19 protein-coding genes are annotated in these 17,626 nt (G+C 48.4%); 7 read left to right on the top strand and 12 right to left on the bottom strand.

Translation table 11 applies throughout. The features are described 5' to 3' along the window. The first annotated feature begins 214 nt into the window (after nt 1-214). Nucleotides 215-655 carry a phosphotransferase gene (locus tag BLD48_RS15520; RefSeq protein WP_071500971.1) on the top strand — a complete coding sequence of 147 codons (441 nt, stop codon included), beginning with the start codon at nt 215-217 and terminating at the stop codon, nt 653-655. A gap of 32 nt (nt 656-687) precedes the next feature. Here BLD48_RS15520 and BLD48_RS15515 read toward each other — a convergent pair whose 3' ends face one another. Both BLD48_RS15515 and BLD48_RS15510 read right to left on the bottom strand, forming a co-directional pair. Continuing rightward, entirely contained in the window at nt 688-1,677 is a 990-nt protein-coding gene (locus BLD48_RS15515) for a hypothetical protein (RefSeq protein ID WP_071500970.1), read from the bottom strand. Nucleotides 1,678-1,803: 126 nt separating this feature from the next. Next, a complete protein-coding gene (locus BLD48_RS15510) occupies nt 1,804-3,048 on the bottom strand; it encodes a polysaccharide deacetylase family protein (RefSeq protein ID WP_071500969.1) in 1,245 nt (414 codons plus the stop codon). 192 nt (nt 3,049-3,240) lie between these two features. Between BLD48_RS15510 and BLD48_RS15505 the strand changes: the two genes are divergently transcribed. Continuing rightward, nucleotides 3,241-4,656 (top strand): NAD-dependent succinate-semialdehyde dehydrogenase, encoded by a 1,416-nt coding sequence (locus BLD48_RS15505; protein WP_071500968.1) that lies wholly within the window; start codon nt 3,241-3,243, stop codon nt 4,654-4,656. A 43-nt stretch (nt 4,657-4,699) separates the two neighbouring features. On the opposite strand, the gene BLD48_RS15500 is transcribed toward BLD48_RS15505, so the two are convergent. Together BLD48_RS15500 and BLD48_RS15495 are read right to left on the bottom strand one after the other, a co-directional pair. Then, nucleotides 4,700-6,712 (bottom strand): Na+/H+ antiporter, encoded by a 2,013-nt coding sequence (locus tag BLD48_RS15500; RefSeq protein ID WP_071500967.1) that lies wholly within the window; start codon nt 6,710-6,712, stop codon nt 4,700-4,702. 81 nt (nt 6,713-6,793) lie between these two features. Next, the gene (locus BLD48_RS15495) at nt 6,794-7,681 is read right to left on the bottom strand and encodes a helix-turn-helix transcriptional regulator (RefSeq protein ID WP_071500966.1); all 888 of its coding nucleotides are present in this window, start codon (nt 7,679-7,681) and stop codon (nt 6,794-6,796) included. Between the two features lie 84 nt (nt 7,682-7,765). Between BLD48_RS15495 and BLD48_RS15490 the strand changes: the two genes are divergently transcribed. Continuing rightward, on the top strand, nt 7,766-8,287 hold the full coding sequence (locus BLD48_RS15490) for a dihydrofolate reductase family protein (protein ID WP_071500965.1): 522 nt from the start codon (nt 7,766-7,768) through the stop codon (nt 8,285-8,287). Nucleotides 8,288-8,372: 85 nt separating this feature from the next. Here the strand turns inward: BLD48_RS15490 and BLD48_RS15485 are convergent, their stop codons facing one another. The 4 genes from BLD48_RS15485 to BLD48_RS15470 all read right to left on the bottom strand — a co-directional run bounded on the left by BLD48_RS15485 (nt 8,373) and on the right by BLD48_RS15470 (nt 11,397). Then, nucleotides 8,373-9,305 (bottom strand): NAD(P)-dependent alcohol dehydrogenase, encoded by a 933-nt coding sequence (locus BLD48_RS15485; protein ID WP_071500964.1) that lies wholly within the window; start codon nt 9,303-9,305, stop codon nt 8,373-8,375. Between the two features lie 112 nt (nt 9,306-9,417). Then, on the bottom strand, nt 9,418-10,638 hold the full coding sequence (locus BLD48_RS15480) for a cation:proton antiporter (protein WP_071500963.1): 1,221 nt from the start codon (nt 10,636-10,638) through the stop codon (nt 9,418-9,420). A gap of 3 nt (nt 10,639-10,641) precedes the next feature. After that, nucleotides 10,642-11,142, bottom strand: coding sequence for a cation:proton antiporter regulatory subunit (locus tag BLD48_RS15475; RefSeq protein ID WP_071500962.1), 501 nt, complete (start codon nt 11,140-11,142; stop codon nt 10,642-10,644). Nucleotides 11,143-11,178: 36 nt separating this feature from the next. Continuing rightward, on the bottom strand, nt 11,179-11,397 hold the full coding sequence (locus tag BLD48_RS15470) for an AbrB/MazE/SpoVT family DNA-binding domain-containing protein (protein ID WP_026831312.1): 219 nt from the start codon (nt 11,395-11,397) through the stop codon (nt 11,179-11,181). Between the two features lie 203 nt (nt 11,398-11,600). Between BLD48_RS15470 and BLD48_RS15465 the strand changes: the two genes are divergently transcribed. The 3 genes from BLD48_RS15465 to BLD48_RS15455 all read left to right on the top strand — a co-directional run bounded on the left by BLD48_RS15465 (nt 11,601) and on the right by BLD48_RS15455 (nt 14,062). Further along, entirely contained in the window at nt 11,601-12,071 is a 471-nt protein-coding gene (locus BLD48_RS15465; protein WP_071500961.1) for a DUF2975 domain-containing protein, read from the top strand. 84 nt (nt 12,072-12,155) lie between these two features. Next, a complete protein-coding gene (locus BLD48_RS15460; protein WP_236630047.1) occupies nt 12,156-13,367 on the top strand; it encodes an MFS transporter in 1,212 nt (403 codons plus the stop codon). 32 nt (nt 13,368-13,399) lie between these two features. Continuing rightward, on the top strand, nt 13,400-14,062 hold the full coding sequence (locus BLD48_RS15455; RefSeq protein WP_071500959.1) for a hypothetical protein: 663 nt from the start codon (nt 13,400-13,402) through the stop codon (nt 14,060-14,062). A 42-nt stretch (nt 14,063-14,104) separates the two neighbouring features. Here BLD48_RS15455 and BLD48_RS15450 read toward each other — a convergent pair whose 3' ends face one another. Continuing rightward, a complete protein-coding gene (locus BLD48_RS15450; RefSeq protein ID WP_071500958.1) occupies nt 14,105-14,710 on the bottom strand; it encodes a GNAT family N-acetyltransferase in 606 nt (201 codons plus the stop codon). A gap of 91 nt (nt 14,711-14,801) precedes the next feature. Between BLD48_RS15450 and BLD48_RS15445 the strand changes: the two genes are divergently transcribed. Further along, nucleotides 14,802-15,344 (top strand): GNAT family N-acetyltransferase, encoded by a 543-nt coding sequence (locus BLD48_RS15445; protein ID WP_083412352.1) that lies wholly within the window; start codon nt 14,802-14,804, stop codon nt 15,342-15,344. A 38-nt stretch (nt 15,345-15,382) separates the two neighbouring features. Here BLD48_RS15445 and BLD48_RS15440 read toward each other — a convergent pair whose 3' ends face one another. The 3 genes from BLD48_RS15440 to BLD48_RS15430 all read right to left on the bottom strand — a co-directional run. Then, nucleotides 15,383-16,513: a hypothetical protein gene (locus tag BLD48_RS15440; RefSeq protein WP_071500957.1), complete on the bottom strand. Its 1,131-nt coding sequence runs from the start codon at nt 16,511-16,513 to the stop codon at nt 15,383-15,385. Between the two features lie 117 nt (nt 16,514-16,630). Further along, entirely contained in the window at nt 16,631-16,996 is a 366-nt protein-coding gene (locus BLD48_RS15435; protein ID WP_071500956.1) for a hypothetical protein, read from the bottom strand. Between the two features lie 305 nt (nt 16,997-17,301). Further along, a partial coding sequence (locus BLD48_RS15430) for an IS30 family transposase (RefSeq protein ID WP_143082952.1) occupies nt 17,302-17,626 on the bottom strand: 325 nt, incomplete at its 5' end.

Below are 17,626 nucleotides of genomic sequence, written 5' to 3'. Positions count from 1 at the left end.
ACTTAATTTGACAAACCGTCGTTTTAAAAAAATTACTTTAGAACTATTTACTATATTATATATATTAAATTTTTAATTTTGAAAATCCTATTTGGAGTTTATGAACATAATAATTACTTATACCCCGTAAGAATAAGGTATCTTTTTAATACAGAGGGTAAAGACAAACCATTATTTCTGCTATCCGATAATCCATCGATTCGTCTGGATAGGAGTGGCGAAGCCGTATCCATCTTCGATACAACCGGTCATCTCGACTGATTTAAATTCGCTCAACATCTTATGGAATCATAATCAACAAATCGTTGGAATCGTTGATCACGAACATATCGGCGCAACCGATCGCGTGCAGGATTTGGCTTGGCTGATCAAATGGTATGCCCGGACGGAAAGTATTGAATCGCATGATGTGTCCGGTCGTTTAGCGAAAAGTTTACTGACCCACTACAACTCTCCGACCATGCTCGTGCCGGAAGATGATCCGCGACTGGCTTCGTTGCTGTGGCTCTCGGGCTGCTTCAATCTGCATTTCATTGAACGGACGAAACATTTGTTGCAGGAAGTCGAGCAATATCCGGAACAGTATAATCAGCTGCAGCTTCATTTGCAGACATACCGTCTTCGGGGCGAGCGATTGACCGGTTTGTTGACCTGACAAAAAAGAAACAAGTCACAGGACTTGTTTCTTCACAACACACGAAACGGACTGACACTATCGGATTTTTTCAGGCGGTATTCCGCAATCGGCTTAAAGTGACTGTTCAGCGTCTTAACCCGGAATTCAGCTGTTTTGGTGATTTCTTCGAGGACATGATACGTTTTCGTTTTAGCATCATATGCATAGTCGACTAAATCATCTTTACTGTCATATAAGACACGCACTTGTTCCGTCTTATGGTTGATTTCATATATCCGGTCCCGATTGAAAATCAGTTCGGTTTCCCGTGAGAGCATCTGTGTTTTCTCTACTCCACCTTTTACATACTGGTTTGAAGTCATCGTTTTCGTGCTACGTTGTTTCTTTGTGTCATAAGACATGATAGTCAATTTATTATCATTTTTCAGAGAAGTACCATAAATCTTCAGATGTGAGCCGTTCTGACTTATGTGATCAGCATGAACTAACTGTTTGAAGGTCTCCTGATGGATAGACTTGAATGATTTTGTATCAAATGTATGTAGTTTGATGGAGTAATCGATTCCTTTCATATGATCTGCCAGGACATATAATTTGTCACCAGTCACAATCAGGTCTCTACCGAATCCGGTATAGCGTTTCGTTGCACCGATTTTCTTGAAATCCAATGTATATTTCGAGAGTGAAAATTGATTAATCGCCGATAAACTCATTGCGTAGTAAGCATTTTTGTATTTCTTAATCCGGACTGGTCCCGGTTCGACCTGTTTGATTACTTTCTTGCTGTTCTTCAGATCTATGACACGGTCACCGTAAGAACTGTATAACAATCCATCATGCAGACGATCAGCGCCTTTAAGCGCATAGCGCACTGTTTCGATCTTTTTATTACCGACATAGGTCTCGAACGTTGTTAACGACTTTGTATAACTTGTCGATACGACTTGAAATGTATCGGTTTGGGCAGAGACCTGATGATTCAATCCAATTGTGCTACTGATAACAGCAGCTGCCAGGAACACCTTATAACCTGTCTGCATATCCTGAACCCCTTTTTATCAAAGCAGTATTGAGAAAAAAACTCTTCTATACAAATAATACCCATTTAATGTCACACGGACTGGTGTGAATCACTAAATGGGTCAATTCGTTTTTCATTAATGAAATTATTTTTTAACGACCGGCCGCATCGGATCAAAAACAGCTTTGGAATCGAAAAACGGATCCAAAACTTTGGTTTTCCCGGCAATCGCCTGGCGGAGCCGAATCCCGTCGACATTAATCCGCGCCTGGCGGTAATAGTCTTTGCCCAACTGTTTCCACGCATGCTGCGAGGCATCGACATTATAAAAATAATGGAACCCTTGTTGCGTCAAGTAGCGGTATTTGTCCCCCGTATACCCATGCCAATTCTGAATATCACTGCCGAACGGATAGATTAACTGCCGCGTCGTTCCGATCAATGGAGCGACATCGCGTTTGTAGCGGACCGTATCCGCCTGAATCGTTGCCAGACTAACTTTCCCGATTGCGATGTGACCATACGTATGGCTGGCAAACTGCCACCCGTCTTTCTTCAGAGCGGTCGCCGTCGCTTTCGCCTGTTGACGCGCCTGTTCGACTTTAGCAGAGTTGCCATACTGGGCATACGACGACCGGTAACCGAGAACGCCGTTGTAGCCAGTAATACCGAGTAATCCTTTTGCGCCGTGGTAAGAAAAATCAGGATGCCGGTTGACGAATGCATCCACGAGCGGAACGAGGTCATAGGCGCCGTCCGGCTTTCCGGTCATTGAATTCGTAATTCGTCCGTCTTTGACTTTTAACGTCGTCGCAAAACCGTCGCCAATCATATATTCATAGTAATTGACATCATCCTGCGACAGGACAAGCGGTTTCTTGCCTTTTGGAAAAGGAAGTCCCTTTTCCGTCATCCGTCCGTCTTGCCACGTCGCAAGATCCGTCGGTCGGACGAGGACATAGTTACGCTGATACAAGGCGGTCAAAATCCGTTCGAACTCACCTTGCGTCACCATATAATCATCGTAACCCTGCTGTTTCCGGTCCCCGTCAAAGGCGCGTTTCGGTTCCGCGATCAAAGAGTGGAAAAACAGGTGCGGGACGGACGTACCGGCTTTAACCGTGCCGAGATTCGCCTGATTCGCCGCGTATTCCTTCCGCTTTTGTTTTGCTTCCGTCGTCTTCAACCGGTCGACAATCCGGATCGCCCGCCCGTAATCATACTGAGCGGCAATGAACTCGGCGCGTTTTAACTCCTGTCTTATGTAGCTCGCGTCTGTCGCTTGACGCTCGACCTGCTTCGGTTTCGTTGCCGATTCGATTGACGGTTGTCCACATCCGCTGACGAGGACAATCCCGGCAAGACTGACTCCGATCCATTTTCTATTCATATGAATTTCACCCTTTCTCCGACGAACGATGCTCCACTCTGCTTACTTTTCTTATTCCCGATTATTCAGTCGATTAACGATTTTTCAATGGTATTCCAGTTCGTTATGCCCCTCATCCAAAGCGGAAGTACACAAACCGGTCCGATGGGTGTTTAATAAGGGAGGTAATGAAAACACACGGAGGTGCAACACATGATAGAACAAAATGTAATCAATGGAGTATGGTATGACACAGAGGAAACGATTCCGGTCTTCAACCCGGCAACAAAAGAATTGCTCGGACACGTCCCAAGCAGCACAGCTGACGATGCAGCACGTGCCGTCGATGCGGCAAGTACAGCATTCGTCGACTGGTCACAGCGGACGGCGGACGACCGCGCTGATAAAATCGATGCCTGGTACCGTCTGATTCAACAACACCGTGATGAACTGGCAGACATCATGACACGTGAACAAGGAAAACCGTTCATCGAAGCACGCGGGGAAATCGATTACGGGAATCAATACGTCCGTTGGTACGCAGAAGAAGCACGCCGGATTTACGGGGAAACGATTCCGGCATCCGTTCCCGGAAAACGACTCTTCGTCGAAAAAGAACCGGTTGGTGTCGTCGCTGCGATCACACCGTGGAACTTCCCCGCGGCGATGATTACACGGAAACTTGCTCCGGCACTCGCTGCCGGCTGCACGGTCGTTCTGAAACCGTCGGAAGAAACACCATACACGGCACTCCGCCTTGTCGAACTGGCAATCGAAGCCGGTATTCCGGCTGGTGCGATCAACGTCTTGACGGGGGACGCGGCAACGATCAGTGGTGTCTGGCAAGCCGATTCCCGCGTCCGGAAAATCACGTTCACAGGATCAACAGCGGTTGGTAAATTGATCATGCGTCAAGCAGCAGATACGATGAAAAAATTATCACTTGAACTCGGTGGACACGCCCCATTCATCGTCACGGAAAATGCCGATCTTGATAAAGCCGTTCAAGGTGCCATTCGCTCGAAATTCCGCAACGGCGGACAAGCCTGTGTCGCAACGAACCGCTTTTATGTCCAGGCATCGGTTCTCGACGCGTTCACTGAAAAATTCGTCGCCGAAGTCAAGCGTCTGAAAGTCGGCAACGGACTCGACGCCGATTCGACGATCGGACCGTTGATCAATGCGAAAGCCGTCGCAAAAGTCAAAGCACATATTGACGACGCCGTCGCAAAAGGCGCAACGATTTTAACGGGCGGAACGATTGATGATTCTGTCGGTTACTTCGTTACACCAACCGTGCTCGGTAACGTCACGGAAGACATGATCTGCATGCAGGAAGAAACGTTTGGTCCGCTCGCACCGATCTCCGTCTTCGACACACTCGACGAAGTCATCGAACGGGCGAACAATACTCCATACGGTCTTGCCGCATATGCGTTCTCGGAAAAAATCGACGAAGCGCTTCAACTCGGTAAAAAACTCGAGTACGGCATCGTCGGTCTGAATGACGGTGCTCCATCGGCTGCCCAAGCACCATTCGGCGGTTATAAAGAAAGTGGGCTCGGCCGTGAAGGTGGCGTCTACGGCATCGAGGATTACCTCGAAGTCAAATACTTGTCACTCGGTTAATTGCAAACAGCCCCTGTCCACTGGACAAGGGCTGTTTTTCCGTTCACTCGACGTATTCGTAGAGGACGACGCTTTCGATATAGTGAATGAAGCGGCGTAACTCTTTTTCTTCTTCGCCGGACAAATCGCCTTCATTTGACATCGAAGCGATTTCCTGGCGTTGGACTTCAATCGCCCGTAAACAGAGTTCTTCTTTTTGTTGATCGACATCGGCTTTCCCGCCGACCGGTGACGACCAGCGCGTATGCTTGAAGCGTAAACGTTTATAGAATTCGAGCACGCTTTGGACGACGTCGGGCGGATAATCGCCGCGACATCCTTCGAGCCGGGTGATGACTTCAGTCATGACCTGTTCGTACAGTTCATGCTCAACTTGCGTCAGACGGATCAACTGGTCGGACGACATGTTCGACCGTTTCCGTTTCCAAAGGATTTTCCGGAGGGGTTGCGATAGGCGGAAGCGGGCTTCCTTCTCAATCGCTTCGATCCGGTTATCAATCGAGCGGAAGACTTCTTTTCTTAATTGTTCCGGCGCTTCATGATTCGCAAGGAATTGTTTCGTGAAGTCGCGTTCCCACTGGACGGCTTCAAGGCGCAGTTTTTTTAATTGCTCATTGAAGTGGGTCAACTCTTCTTCACTTTTCTCCTGAGCCCGCAACAGACGTAACATGACATGATATTCGTTTAACAAATCAAAAGCGACGGTCGAATTTTCTTCCTGGACGACCTGTTTGATTTCCGTGATGGCGCGTTTGACCATCCGTTGTTTGTAGGCATTGAGATCAAGCTCCGGTTGTGCATCCGCCTCCCCACGGTTGAGTAACGGCAAGAGAATGGTCGCGAGAACCAGTGTGAAGATGATGACGCCGGCCGCAAGGAAAATGATCAACGATCGTTCCGGGAACGCTTGTCCTGATTCGGTTAGGAACGGTAACGACAAGACCCCGACCATCGTGATTGTTCCGCGAACGCCGACGAGTGTCGTGATGACATCCTGTTTAAACGACGGTTTTTGATGATCGACCTTTTTTAGGAAGCGATGGTCGAACCAATTGAAGAACATCGTCCAAATCAAGCGAATCAAAAGAATGACCGTTCCAATCTCAATCACGAACGACATCAAGCGCCAATTGTTAATCGCATCGTCAGCGAAGATTTCGCGTGTCGCTTCCGGTAACGTCAGACCGAGCAGCAGGAAGATGATCCCGTTCAGGATATAGGCAATCATCGTCCAGATGTTGTCGGTCAACGTCTGCTCCTGGGCAAAAAACGTTTCCGTCCGTTCCTTGATCAACGCATGCAGAATTCCGCCTGTCACGACGGCAATGACACCGGACGCATGCAAGACTTCTTCCGCGACGAAAAAGATGATGAATGGTGTCAAGATTTGTAGCAACGCATAAAAGACGACATCTTCAATTCCTGTCCGCCGTAATTTCATCTTCAACCAGTTCATCGCGACACTGATCGCAAGACCAACGACCGCTCCGACGGCGAACATGTAGACGAATTCCGTTGTTGCCTGTTGGATCGAGAAGTAGCCGGTGACGACGGCAGCGACGGCGTAACTGAAGGCGACAAGTCCCGAGGCGTCATTGATCAATGACTCCCCACGGACAAGATTTAAAATCTGTTCCGGTATCTGGACCCGTTTCGCAATCCCGTTGACGGCAATCGGATCAGTCGGCGACAGGATGGCGGCGAGCGCAAAGGCTGCGGCGAGCGGAATCACTGGCACAAGCCAGTTGATGAAGTAACCGCCGATGATCGTCGTCAGCAAAACGAGGACGATGGCATTGCCGAAAATCGCAGCCCGCATCTTCCACAGCTCATCGCGTGGAAAGTGCGAACTGTCGTTGTAAAGGAGTGGTGCGATGAATAACAATAAGAACCATTCCGATTCGACTTCAATTTTCAGTCCACTGATTAACAGCGCGGCAATCGTTCCGACGACAATTTGAATCAATGCCGTCGGAATGAAGCGGATGTAGTGACCGAGGACTTGCGTCAAGATGATTAAGGCAAGCATCAGCAAAATAAGTGATAACGTTTCCATAGAAAACCCCTTCCATATTCAACTGTTTCTCTAGCTTTATCGTAACATAGTTTCTCACTGACTTAGGGGAATCCTCCCTTTTCAGTCTCTATAGGATGCGAGTAATTCCCTGCCCTGCTTTTTAATATCCTCCCGGAGTGCCAACGGTTCAAGCACCTTGACTTCCCGACCGAGTCCGAATAATTGCCGGCCGAGAAACGGTAATTCCGCAACAGGGACGGACCATGTTCGTTGTTCGTTGAGCGGCAGGATTCCTTCGAGCAACCGTTCCCCGAGTAATGTCAACTTCAAGCGGACCGTCACCTGTTCCCCCGCCTGCCCTTGTTGATCTGCCTCCTCGAATGTCATCCGTTCCGACGGGATAGCCGTCTCGGTCACCAGTTCCATCCGGTCAACGCGATATTGGCGCAATCCCCGGTCCGTCTGCGCAAGCAGATACCAGCGGTTGCGCTCAAATGTCAGACCGACCGGGTCAATGACAATCGTCCGTCGACCACTTGCCGTCTGGTAGACGATCTCCCCTTTCACTTCTGCTTCCATTAGACGCAATAGGTTACGCGTCAAGGGAGAGGCGGGCGTATCCGGTCGCGCAAAGCGGACCCGTCCTTTGAGGCGGTCCAGCTTGGCTTCGAGATCAGATGGCAGTTCATGCAGATACCATTCGGCGAGATTACCCCGCAGTGCGCCAAACGGTAAATCGGGAATCTGTCCGACCCAGTCGAGCATCAAAAACAAGGTGATGGCTTCCTGTTCCCGCAAGGCCAGCGGCGGCAACAACCGGTTCGGCAGGACACGGTATCCACCAGCCGGTCCGCGTTCACTGTAGATTGGATACCCGTTCGCTTCGAGCTCAAGTAAATCCCGCTGAATCGTCCGCAAGGAAACCCCGCAGGCGTCCGCCAGTTCCCGTGCCGTCAACAGTTGCTGCCGGTTCAGCAGACGCATTACTTTCAAGTGTCGGCTTTTCATAAAAAATCTCTCCTCTAATTACGACATCTTTTGTCATGATTATACCGTAGACTAAGTATAGATCGAACAAAAGGAGGAAGTACGATGACACAAACTGTTTTATATATTGCCTGCAGTCTGGACGGTAAAATCGCCCGCTCAAACGATTCACTCGACTGGTTGTTCGCCGTCGAAGGAGACGGTGACAACGGCTACGCGGCGTTCATGCAGGACGTCGGTGCCGTCATCATGGGTCGGAAAACGTTTGACGAAGTCTTGGTGCTGAGTGAAGACTATCCCTATCCGAATATCGACAACTATGTGCTGACCCGTCAAACCGGTAAACAATCGGAACATGCGACCTTCACGAATGAACCGCTTGATGTGTTGCTCGACCGGATTGGTCCGACGGTTGACGGCAAGATTTGGCTGATTGGCGGCGGCGAACTGATTCAAGAAGCGTTACGGTTGAAACGAATTGATCAGATGGAACTGGCGATTGCCCCTGTCGTCCTCGGCAGCGGGATTCCGTTGTTTCCGGAAGGAACGCTTGAAACCCGGTTCAACCTGACCGGTTGCCGTCCGTCCGGACAATTCATCATGGCGACGTATGACGTTTTAAAATAACCTGTCAGACAGAAAAAACCTTTGAAACGATGCATTTGATTCATGCATGTGTTCAAAGGTTTTTCTTATGATGACAGTCGATTATTTAGTCCGTTCTGTCATGATCATCAACCACCGACACGATGACATTACCAAACTTCCGTCCGGCATCGACGTACCGGTGGGCGGCGACAATCTCCTCAAGCGGATACACCGTATCGATGACCGCTTGAATCTTCCCCGCTTCAAACCACTCATTCAGCTGGGATAAATCTTCCTTCAGCGCCCGCGCGACGCCTTGTCCGGCGACTGAACGAAACGCTCCGTCCGCTTCGACGTGCTGACGCGCTGTCCGTTTATCCACCTTCCCGGAGGCATCAAATACGGCGTCATACCTCGTTAACGACGCATCGTAGCCCGGCTTTGTATAGTCGACGACGACATCCGCACCAAGCCGTGTGACCAGTTCCGCATTCCGCCCGCTACAGACGGCCGTTACATGAAGACCATACTGTTTCGCGATTTGGACAGCAATCGAACCGACGGCTCCGGACGCTCCGTAAATCAAAATCGTTTTCGCCTGCTTGAGGTTCAGTTTCCGGAAAAAATGGAGGACGGTTGTTCCGCCAAACGGAAGACTGGCTGCTTCCGCAAAGCTCGCGTTGCGCGGCATCTGCTCCACACATTTGTTTTCCTTGATGCAGGCATACTCGGCGTAACCGCCAAAGCGCATCCCGGTCAGGGCGTAGACCCGATCGCCGACTTTGAAGTCCTTCACACGGCTGCCCGTCGCGACGACTTCGCCTGCTAAGACGACTCCTAAAATCGGCTGTCTCGGTGCTTTCCATCCGACGACGAGACGCATCGGAAGCTTTCCTGCTGCCGGGACATCGAGTGCCCGCATCCGCCGGTCTCCTGAGTGAACGGCGGAGGCATATACCTGAATCAGCAGATCAGATGCTTTCGGGACAGGCTGTTCGACCTCTTGTAACTTCAATACATCCGGTGGACCATAGGCAGTACAAATGGCGGCTTTCATCGTATCCCTCCTCAAGCAGATTTGTTACTTATAGGAATACGACAGTGAATCATGAAAGCCTGCTTGTTTTGATCAATAGGAGAATCCATCAGCGTTCTATTTTCTCAAGCAATCAAGATTTAATTTTCGTTTTTTTCGGTTTCGGTTCCGTCCATTTAAAGATACCGTTCATGAAATTAAAGATTCGTTTCGATTCTTTTGTCATCAGTGGTCCGAGGATCGCGAGGATCAAGACATACAAGGCGGAGAACGGTGACAGGATGTCCATCAGTCCGCCAGCGATCCCGAGATTCGCAACGATGATTGAAAACTCACCACGGGAGACGATTGTGAGACCGATGTTCGATGACGCTTTGTGCGACAGTCCGGCTCTGCGTCCGGCAATCATGCCGGCGACGTAGTTCCCGACAATCGTGATGACGACGGCACCAAGTGCGAGCCACACGGCATCGAGTAACATCGTCGGATCAATGCTCAGTCCGAAGCTGAAGAAGAAGATCGCACCGAAGAAATCACGGAACGGGACGACGAGGTGTTCAATCCGTTCTCCTTGATCCGTTTCCGAAAAGACAAGTCCGAGCAGTAAGGCACCAATCGCTTCTGCGACATGAATCGTTTCTGAGAAACCGGCGACGAAGAACAATGACGCAAAGACAACGATGATGAAAACTTCATCGGACGCAATCTTTAGCATCCGGTTGAGGAGTGGTGTTGCTTTCCTTGCGATGATGAAGAACAGCAACATGTAACCGAGGGCAATCAAAATTGAGGTTAACGAACCGAGTAAAGTGGTCCCGTCTCCAAGTAGGAGTCCGGACAAGACGGACAGGTAGACGGCGAGGAAGATGTCCTCGAACATGATGATTCCAAGAATCAATTCCGTTTCCGTATTCCCGGTCCGGCGCAAGTCGACCAAGACTTTCGCAACGATCGCACTGGATGAGATCGTGATGATTCCGGCGATGATCAACACTTCATATAACGGGAATCCGGCGATGAAGCCGTACAATAGACCACCGGTAAAGTTGATCGAGAGATAAATCGTTCCACTCGTGACGATGGATTTACCCGACCGGATCAATTTACCGATCGAAAACTCCAATCCGAGATAAAACAAGAGGAACAGGACGCCAATTCGTCCGAGAAAACTGATGAACTCTGCACTTTCAATGAACTTGAAGTCTAGTATCCCGATTGTCGGAGCGTGCGGCCCAACGATCATTCCTAAAATGATTAAAAACGGAATGATCGAAAAATTCAATTTATTCGCAAGCAATGCTGCGATCGCCACTAAGATAAGCGCGGTACCGACTTCAAATATTAAATGATCCATCTATTATCCGCCTCCTTCGATTGAGAAGAGGGCTTTCGTGATATGACGGATATGTTGACGTTCGCCGGACAAGACGATCGTATCGCCTGCTTCAAGACGTGTATCCGGTCCCGGATTCAATGATTTTGATTTATCGTGTTTCAAAACAGCGATGATCGAGATGTCATACTGATTGCGAACATCAAGTTCACCGATCGTCCGATTGTTGACGGCGGAATCCTGACCAATCTTGAACCATTCGATGACAAGATCATCAAACGCCAGTTCAATTTTTTCGAGATCTTTCGGTTTGTAAGCCAGTCCGCCTAAAATACCGGCCATCTGCCGTGCTTCGGCGTCATTAAACGTCACGCTCGAGATGCTCTCATCAAAATCGTCGTCGTCATAATGGTGCATTTCCCGACGACCGTCATCATGGACGATCACGACCACCTTATCTCCCCGTGTTGTAACTCCTTCGAACTTCCGTCCGATTCCCGGTAAATCTACTTCGCGCATATCCATGTGTAGTTCCTCCTTTGAATTGGTCAATCGATTGGTTTACAAATGATGATTGGCTTTCTGGATGAGTGCCTTGAATTTTTCGTCACTCAATATATCTTGAAGGTCATGCAGCTGTTTTAAATCCGCTTTCGCCATGATGACAAACCCGTCTTCCTCGATGAATGCAACGCGATCTCCTTCCTCCACCTGTAACGCTTGTCTGATTTTTTTCGGGATCGTAATCTGTCCCTTGGACGTCAACTTGGATAGCTCCATTCCGAACTTCCTTCTTTCTTTTTCTGATTTTCCTTACTTCCTTACTTTTCTTATTTCTAGCATAACATACTTCAAGTTTAATTCCGAGTACTTTGCTTTGAATTAATAAAAAAGAATCGATTCCCTCGCTTAAATCCGTCTTCAGACGGGCAATCTTTCATGTCGGTTGTTCTATACTGACAGAAAGAAAGGAGGGATTGATCATGAAAAAATGGTGTCTCGTTTATTTGCAACTGGTTGTCACTGGAATGCTGATTGGTTTGTTCGGATTAACAGGAGTCGCGATTTCCCTGCTTATTAAAAGAGCACAAAAAGGATTCTCGCTGGATAGTTTACTGGATAAGCCGGGCTATTTTATTTTGATGGCGGGACTATTAGCATTCATCCCTTGTCTGATCGCTTTCATCCATACCTTGAAAATCCTTCATTCCCTCAAATCAAACGCAACCGCTGCTCCAGCCGCTTCTTCATTCGGGATCATCACCATGTGTGGTTATCTCATCAGTGCCGTCGCGCTTTGTTTGTTCCCTGTCATGGTTATCGTCGCCGACCGAGATGATGCGCCCGGTCTCATTCTTTTTGCTTTCCTGCTGATTTTGATTCCCTTTACGTTCAGCGTAATCAGTTCGCTTCTACAGTCACTTCTACAGAAACCGGATTCACGTCCTGAATAAGTAATTGAATTCTCGTATAGCACATCATCCACACTTCCTGTATACTTTTGGTAAAATATGTATGACTAAAGTAGGTGGACTATCGTGTCTCGCACTTCAACGCTACTTCTCTCATTCGGTATCTCCCAGTTCGGAGATTTTGTGTATTTAGTCACCATCAATGTCTACCTCTATCAATTGACCGGATCAGCCGCTGCGGTCGCCGGTCTTTGGATCATTGGTCCACTTGCCTCCCTGTTCATGAAATTTTGGGCCGGCAGCGTGATTGACCGGGTCGATGTCCGGCGATGGTTGATTGGAACAGATGCGATCCGTGCACTGCTCGTTGCCTTAATTCCCCTGATTTCGACGTTACCGTTGATTTACCTGACGTTGTTCGGACTGGCGCTCGTCAAAGCGTTTTTTGAATCAGCCGCAATCAGTTATCTAACGCAAATCGTCCCGGAAAACAGCCGCAAATCGTTTAATGCGTACCGGAGTCTGATCACATCCAGTGCCTTTTTGATCGGTCCGGCACTTGCCGGATTGTTATTGCTCGTCGCAACACCGGGAGTGGCTATCTGGATCAACGCGGTGTCGTTCCTCGTATCCGGTCTGTTACTGCTTACTTTGCCGTCTGTTCCGCGCGCAGCATCTACTCCAAAACTACAGGTCGGGGATCTCGCAACAGATTGGCGGACTGTGAGCCGCTTCAGCCGTACCAATCGTTTCGTTTGTCTGATTTACATACTCGGGATTCTGTCCATGAGTCTCGCTCTCGCGATGGATGCCCAGGAAGTCGTGTTTCTACAGACAGTCGTCGGTCTGACCACAACCGATTACGGACTTCTGATCAGCATCACGGGAATTGGTTCCGTCCTCGGTGGTCTGACCGTGGCACGTTTTGCGAACCGGCTGTCGCTCAAGGCATTACTCGTCAGCGGTTATCTATTTGTTGCGCTCGGTTACTTACTTTATGCGACTGCCGACTCATTCCTGATGGTGACGGTCGGATTTTTGTTACTCGGCTTTTTTAATACGTTTTCCGGAACCGGTTTCCTGACGTTTTACCAAAACAATGTCCCGCACGATTTGATCGGGCGCTTCACGAGCCTGTATGGTCTTGGTCAAAGCCTGGTTCAAATCCTGTTCATTTTAGTGATTGGTTTTACCGGTGATGTGCTCCCGCTTCGGTTCAGCATCATCGTTGCCGCCGTCCTGCTTGCGGGACTGAGTGTCGTGCTGATTGTTAGTGTTCTGCGATCAAACAAGGAAGCATTTTTCCGCGAAGATCAGACAACAAAACAAATTTCTTAATTCCTACACTACTTATAAGGATGTGCTCCACTATGAAAATTTTAATCGGCCAACCCAAACAGGAAATCCAACTCGAACAATTACGACGTGAGATTGCCGCCTATCCGGACATCAATCTCCTTCTCTATCCGGAAGGGTATTGCCGCGAGACAGATGTCGCGACGTTGCGCCAGTTAGCAAAACAGTATGCGACGATCATCGTGACCGGTTACCGCGACGCAAACCGTTTGGACCGGGCACTGATTATCAATGCAGAAGGAGAGCTCCTGCTCGACCGGGCGAAGACACCGGAAGCGGGTCCGCTCTATACGCCGTCGACCGCCATCGTTGCCGGGCAAGCAGCCGGATATCTGCTTTGCCGCGAGATTTTTCTCGGACTCGATGGTCTGAAGCACGATACGGTGGAGATCATCTTTAATCCAATCGGTGTCGGAATGTTTAGCGAGGAACAATACACGGACTGGTCCGGCGAAGCACAAAAAATCAGCCGCCAGCAATCCGCACTGTTCATCGGAACGAGTCACGCCGACGGCTCTTACCGAAATTGCGGCTTCTCGATTCCGACGGCGTTTGCCTTTGACGCGAGCGGCGAAGCCATTTTCCTCTCAAAAGATGATCCGCGGACGCGAATTCTCGATACGGTGACGCATACGGTCGAATTCGTGGATGCTTCATCCGTTGAACAGACGATCTAATCAAAAACCCCCAAACCGGCGAACCGGATTGGGGGGGTTGACTCATTGATGTTGTTCCGTCTGTTGTGCCGACCCTTGACGCAATACGGTGTACTCCTCACGTAACATCGAATACATCTTGACGTCGTGAAACGCTTCTTTGATGAAGATCAATCGGCGCAACGTTCCCTCGTACGTCATGCCGACTTTTTCCATCACCCGGGCGGAACCGACATTGCCCTCCATGCACCGGGCCTGGATACGCTCGAGTCTGAGTTCTTCAAATCCGAATGCCATGACACATGCGACGGCTTCCGTGACGATGCCCTTGCCCCAGAACTGACGCGATATCGCATAACCGAGTTCCGCTTGTTTAGTGTCATCGAGCAACAAATGAATAAAGTCAATCGTTCCGATCATCTTGCCGGTTTCCTTCCAAACGATCGCCCACGGTGCTTCTTTCCCCTGTTCGTAGTTCGACAGGACGTAGTTCAGAAACTGTTCTGCCTGTTCGACCGTCTGATTCGCATTCCAGGTGACGTAACGGGCGGTTTCCTCGTCCTGCGTATATTCAAATAAATCATCAAGATCCCCAGTTTGAAGCGGACGTAAGATCAATCGTTCTGTTTCAAGGACCGGTAAATGTTGGTAAAATTCTGTTGTCATCATGTTCAGTTCCCCCGTTTCTTTTTACCATTATACGGAAAAAATATCAGGAATGCGATATAGTAAAGAAAGAATTTTGAAGGAGGTACAAGAGATGGTTTTTCACGCTGTCCCGATGACGCTTGAACATGCGACTGCTATCTTAAAGTGGACGTATCCATTTCCGTATGACTTTTACAATACGGAAGTGTCTGACGAGGCGTATGCCGAATTGCTCGACGGTTCCTATCAGGCAGTGGTCGATCAGGAACAGCTGGTTGGCTTCTTCTGTACCGGTCGTTCGGCTCAAGTTCCGGCCGGTCTTCCGCTCGGTCTGTATGCTGACGATTGTCTCGACCTCGGACTTGGCAGACATCCTGACGTCACGGGTCAAGGTACGGGATTCGCGTTTTGTTCGTTTGTCCTTGAAACAGTTAAAACCGAATCATCTTTACCAATCCGTTTGACCGTCGCGACCTTTAATGAACGGGCGATTCACCTGTATGAACAGCTCGGATTTCGACGGCAAACGACGTTTTCGACTACTCATGCCACGTTTCTTGTCATGACACAATCCCAGCCTCTTCCTCTTATTTCTTTTTTTCGTCTCGCAATGTTTCGTAGGCTGCAACGAGCTTCTCCAGGTCTTTCTTGCTGACAGTGATCGTCACGTTCCAATCGGCACTGTTCGCCAAGTCATCCTTCAATCGATCCAACGCTTCCATCAGTCGTCACCTCCGTATCTGCAGTCTCCTCATTCGTAAACGGTTCGTCCCTTAACGCCTCGATTACATACTGGCAGAGTAAGATGTTTCTCGTACGAAAATGTGGCGTATCGGCAGGTTCCTGGACGACGTTTATGTTATTTGAACAAGTGATCCTAAATTCCTTCACACGTCTTGCCTCATCAAATCGATTCATGTGTTCCGAAATTTCTTCTGTGTAATCGATCCGCACCAATAGCTCAGGATTGTTGGTTTTCCAATGCTCTTCTTTCAACATACTTTGTTCCAAGAAAAACTGATGACTTAAGACTCGAAAGATTTCCGGCAAGTGGATCCATACAAGTTCTTCGTTGTCCAGATACCCTACATGAGTCGCTTGGGTTGAGAGCGGTCTCTGTATTGATCGTTTTTCTCTAGGGCTACTTTCTTCCGCGAAATTCCCATGATTGTCTATACACGTCAGTAACATGCCATCCCGTCCGCTGTCATTGTTCCTGAATATCTTGCTAGATAAAGTGTACTTCGGGAATCCCCTATGGTACGAACGATAAAAGCTTTCGTTCAGTGTTGAGGAGTCGGCGACGTCATCTGATTCGAATTTCAAGTCGTGATAGTCTCTCGCATTTAAAAGTTGGAAGCTAAAGGCGACGTTCGTTGCCGTCCCCATCCCTTTGTTCACTAAAAGGAGTCCGCTCGGATTGTGTCTGGCGTTCAAGTCTTCCGTCGTGTGAAATTTTGCACTATAGGAAAGTGGGCCAAACAACGGTACGTAGAAGTCCCTCTTTTTCAAAGCCAAAAATGAGCCTTTCTCCACTCGATACCGCAAAGCATTTGCCTCGGCTTCGCTTTTCGCTATCGCCAAAGCACCTTTCGCCGAAGCCGCAGCATCCTTGGAATCTCCTCGTGCTGATTCAGCTGTTGCGAGAGATTGTAAATTAATAAAAATACTAAGCGAGACAAACAACACAGTTCCGATACCAAAGATGATTTCAAAGTTTTTCGGGAACGCATAAAGAAATCCAACTGTAAAAATGATAATCCCAAAACCAATGACGATGATAACAACGTTTGAAGGAGTGTTAATTTTTTTATTTTTTTCCAAATAAGACACCTCTATTTTTCACTTATCATACCAAAGACCCGGACAAAACAAAAAAACGACGACGGGCTCGTCATCATCTTGTTGTTGTCTTATTCGGTTCCAAGTACACTTCCCTGATTATCGATCAAAACGTTGTTTGTAGGTACGTAAAATAATCTCCCCTACATCATTCTTAAGAACGAAGTACAATCCAACGCCGGTCAAGACGATGAAACCAGCAATCATCACAACATACACATAAAACATGTTGCCGGTATCTAATGCTACCTGCATGATGGGTCGATTGATGCGCGTCTCCATCGAACCCACTACAACGTTCATCCCTAAAGCTAAGAGCACAACCTCAAATAGCCCGATAAACAGCCGATAAATCGTTTGAGCCACGGTCAAATCCTCGACTTCTTTCTTCCAGCCGTAGCCTTCCTTAAAACCTTTCTCCCGGAAAAGACTCCAGGCCTCCTTACATGCTTCGATAAACTTCATTCACCATTCCTCCTTTTAATTTGAACCCATCAATTTTCAATATTCCGAAAGTTCAGTCAAAAAAATAAACGCATCCCCTATTGCATTGCTTGATCCGAGCAAACTTCCCTGTTCGCACTCCCCGTACTCCATTACGTATCACTCAATGAAATGGGCGTTAGCCCGTCGTTTTACTACATTAGTATCATAACACGCCAATTTCTGTCCGTCAATAACTTCGTACCAACTTATAACATTAACATGGAAAAAACATAAAGTCAACAAATAACCTTTTTGTTATAATCGTATTTTCAAACGACGGTTTGTCAAATTAAGTGCAACACTTCTTCGGAGAAGACCTCGTATGCTGTTTTCCAGTCGAGACATTTCCGTGGTCTCCCATTGATCCAGGCGAGCGCTTGAGCGAGTTCAGAACGACTGACCTTTTCGAAATCCGTCCCCTTCGGGAAAAATTCGCGGAGAAGACCATTGGCGTTCTCGTTACTCCCACGCTGCCAAGAAGAGTACGGATCCGCAAAATACATGGGTACGCCTAACGTGTCACGAATTCGTTCATGACAGCTAAACTCTTTTCCACGCTCTGTCGTCGCAGTTTGGCATGTTCCCGACGGGAAGTACCGAAGCAATATT

It is taken from the genome of Exiguobacterium sp. KRL4, assembly GCF_001870785.1.
Taxonomy (GTDB): domain Bacteria; phylum Bacillota; class Bacilli; order Exiguobacteriales; family Exiguobacteriaceae; genus Exiguobacterium_A.
Note: the sequence above shows the minus strand (reverse complement) of the source record. Positions and strands in the feature narration are given on the sequence as shown.